This is a genomic window from Calothrix sp. CBUCES-K 9914, from assembly GCF_059640475.1.
This window is the reverse complement of sequence record NZ_JBXXZH010000453.1, coordinates 1-3,913: the sequence shown is the minus strand read 5'-3', so window position 1 is coordinate 3,913 and position 3,913 is coordinate 1. Positions and strand designations below refer to the sequence as shown.

General features: G+C 37.7%; 2 protein-coding genes. Both read right to left on the bottom strand.

The window, feature by feature from the left end; genetic code table 11:
• Window positions 1-8: 8 nt before the first annotated feature.
• Complete coding sequence (locus AC2JBO_RS43715) at window positions 9-2,039, bottom strand: tetratricopeptide repeat protein (protein WP_496959874.1); 2,031 nt, start codon at window positions 2,037-2,039, stop codon at window positions 9-11.
• 62 nt (window positions 2,040-2,101) lie between these two features.
• On the bottom strand, window positions 2,102-3,913 hold a 1,812-nt coding region (locus AC2JBO_RS43710; protein ID WP_496959873.1), incomplete at its 5' end, for a tetratricopeptide repeat protein.

The following is a 3,913-nucleotide window of genomic DNA, read 5'->3' as shown; positions in this document are numbered from 1 at the left end:
CTACGGTATTATTTTTGTAGTTCTGTTATGTAATAAATTGCATCTTTGTAGTATTCTGTTTGACCAGTTTTTTGATATATTTGTGCTGATTTTTGAAAGTCTTCTAATGCTCCTTTTTTGTCCTGTAATTTTCTACGCGCGAGTCCACGGTTGTAATAAGCATCACCATCGTTAGGGTCTACTTTTAGAGCTTGGTTGTAATCAGCAATTGCTTTTTGATTGTCTCCTAAGTGATAATATGCAAGCCCTCTGCTGATATAGACTGAGGTGTATGTAGGGTCAATTTTGATGGCTTGATTGTAATCGGCAATTGCTTTTTGCGGGTCTTTTAGTTCGTTATAGGTATAACCTCGCGTGGAATAGGCTAAAGCAAATTTTGGATTAATGTTGATAGCTTGAGTATAATCAATTATTGCCCCTTGCTTGTCTCCAGAATATCTGCGAGCAGTTCCCCTAAAATAATAAGCTTCGTAGTCCTTGGGTCTGAATTTAATTGTTTGGTCAAAATCTAAGATGGCGCCTTTGTAATCTTTTGTTCGTGTACGAGCCAAGCCTCGATTAAAATAGGCTGTATCGATGTTAGGATTTAGTTTAAGGGCTTGGTCATAGTTATTTATTGCTGCTTGGTCGTCTCCTAGTTGATAATAAACAAGACCTCGGTTGACATAAGCATTAGTGTAATTTGCATTGATTTTAAGCGCTTGACTGTAGTCAGCTATTGCCCCTTGTTGATTTTTAGATTCTCTATAAATGTTTCCCCTATTGTAGTAAGCTTCGTAATCCTTGGGGTTAATTGCAATTGCTTGAGTATAATCGGCAATTGCTCCTTTCTCGTCTTTCAATCTTCGGCGTGCTAACCCACGATTATAATAAGCATCGCCATTGTTAGGGTTTACCCTTATCGCTTGGTTGTAATCAGATATTGCCTTTTGGTTATCTCCTAATTCGTAATAAGCGAGACCTCTATTAAGATATGCTAAATCAAAGTCGGGATTATATTTGATAGCTTGATTATAATCAGATATTGCTTTCTGTTTATCTCCCAACTCATAAAACACAAAACCTCGGTTATGGTAAGCTAGTGCATAGTCAGGTTTTAGCTTAAGCGCTTGGTTGTAGTTGGATAATGCGAGCTGTTTGTCTCCTGTTTTGCTAATGGCTAAACCCCGATTGAGATAAGCTTGGGCGTAGTTTGGATTCAAGCGAATTGCTTCTGTATACTCAGCGATAGCACCCTTGTAATCCTGATTGTTATATTTTTCATAACCTTTAAAAAATGAGTCGTCTGCATTTGTTTTTGCAGCAACTACATCTGAGGGACGCACTCCTACGTCAACCCCTATAGCTAACATTGAACGTAACGCTGAATAAATAGTCGTTCCTAAACCTGTAATGATTTTAGCCTGATTTTTATCACTGACTCTTTGTTCATCGACTCTTCCGTGAATTCCAATGAGTTCCCCTTGTTCGTTGAGAACTGCCCCTCCGCTCATTCCTTGTACTGTTTGAATACCACTATATATGATGTTATAACCATCGCGTTGCTCAAAACCTTTTGCGCTAACAGCATTCACTTGACCTTTGTTGAAAAAATATTCGGGGTTAGTAATTACTGCGGTTCGCGCTGGAAAACCTGTTATATATACTGTTGCACTAGCTGTGGTTTGATCAGAATTACCGATTTTAGCAATTTTGTACGTGTTGCTACTATTAAATTCAACAGTTGCTAAGTCGAGTTTTGGTAGCTGTTTGATATTATTGGCATTTATTGAATAACTTTGCCTATCTGGTAGTGTTACTTGCAAATTGTTTTGATTTTGAACTACGTGATAAGAAGTGATGACAGTGTAAGTGTTGAGCGCGCGCTTAATGATAACTCCAGAACCAGCATTACTACTATTTTTGCTGTCAATAATTTGTACGGTAATTTCTCTACCCATTTGTTGAACTTCTTGTGGGGAAAGCGCGCGTGCTGTTTGCGATTGAATCAAAACAACCGAGGCGCCAACTAATACTGAAGATAGTGTGTATAGTTTCATATTTAGTTATTTATCTTGTTGATATTCTTCTATACTGTCTTGCTGTCAAAATAGTTAAGTTGCTATTTTTGAAGTTCTGTTACATAATAAATAGCATTTTTATAGGAATCGGTTTGACCATTCTTTTGGTAAATCTGTGCTGATTTTTGAAAATCTTCTAATGCACCTTTTTTGTCCTGTAATTCTTTGCGAACGAGTCCGCGATTGTAGTAAGCATCGCCGTAATTAGGGTCAATTTTTATAACTTGGGTATAATCAGCTATTGCTCCTTGTTTATCTCCCAAATCATCGCGGACAATGCCCCGATTATAGTAAGCATTAGTATAGTTAGGTTTAATTTTAATAGCTTGGTTATAATCGGTTAGTGCTTTTTGTTGGTCTTTCAGTTCGTTATAGGTATAACCTCGTGTGGAATAAGCTAAAGCATAATTTGGATTAATTTTGATAGCTTGAGTGTAATCGATTATTGCCCCTTGCTTATCTCCAGAATCGCTGCGAGCATATCCTCGGAAATAATAAGCTTCATAGTCATTCGGTTTGAATTTAATTGCTTGATTAAAATCAGCGATGGCGCCAGAGTAATCTTTCGTTCGCGTGCGAGCCAAGCCTCGATTAAAATAGGCTATATCGATATTAGAATTTATTTTCAGTGCTTGATCGTAGTTACTTATTGCTGCTTGGTCGTCTCCTAGTTGATAATAAATAAGACCTCGGTTGACATAAGCATTAGTATAATCTGGATTAATTTTAAGTACTTGACTGTAATCGGCTATTGCCTCTTGTTTGTTTTGAGAATCTCTATAAATGTTTGCTCTATAATAGTACGCTTCGTAATCTTTAGGATTGATTTTTATTGCTTGAGTGTAATCAGCAATTGCTCCTTGCTCGTCTTTTAATTGTTGGCGTACTAACGCACGATTAAAGTAAAGGTTGCCATTGTTGGGGTCTACCTTTAGAGCTTGATTGTAGTCAGATATTGCCTTTTGGTTATCTCCTAATTCGTAATAAGCAACACCTCTATTAATATATGCTATACTGGAGTCGGGATTATATTTGATAGCTAGGCTGTAATCAGATATTGCTTTTTGTTTATCCCCCAACTCATACAGCGCAAAACCTCGGTTATTATAAGCTAGTGAATAGTTAGGCTTTATCTTGAGTGCTTGGTTATAGTTGGATATTGCCCCTTGTTTATCTCCTGATTGGCTAAGGGCTAAACCTCGGTTGAGATAAGCTTGGGCATAATTGGGATTAAGGCGAATAGCTTCTGTATAATCAGCGATAGAACCCTTGTAGTCCTGATTGTTATACTTTTCATAACCTTTAAAATAAAAGTCATCCGCATTTGTTGTTGCGGCAACTACATCTGAGGGACGAACTCCCACGTCAACCCCAACAGCTAACATTGAGCGCAACGCTGAATAAATAGTCGTCCCTAAACCTGTGATTATCTTACCTTGATTTTTATCGCTGACTTTTTGTTCATCGACTCTTCCGTGAATACCTACAAGTTCCCCTTGTTCGTTGAGAACTGCTCCTCCGCTCATTCCTTGTACTGTTTGAATACCGCTATATATGATGTTATAACCATCGCGTTGCTCAAAACCTTTTGCGCTAACTGCATTCACTTGCCCTTTGTTGAAAAAATATTCGGGGTTAGTAATTGCTGCGGTTCGAGCCGGAAAACCTGTTATATATACTGTTGTGCTAGCTGTGGTTTGATCGGAATTGCCGATTTTGGCAACTTTATACGTTTTAGTACTATTGAATTCAACAGTTGCTAAGTCGAGTTTTGGTAGCTGCTTAATACTATTCGCATTTATTGAATAACTTTGCCTATCTGGCAGTGTGACTTGCAAATTAGTTTGATTTTG

What these genes read in the sequence shown, in the direction of transcription:
- AC2JBO_RS43715 (WP_496959874.1), bottom strand. Translation starts at nt 2,039, where the DNA reads ATGAAACTATACACACTATCTTCAGTATTAGTTGGCGCCTCGGTTGTT.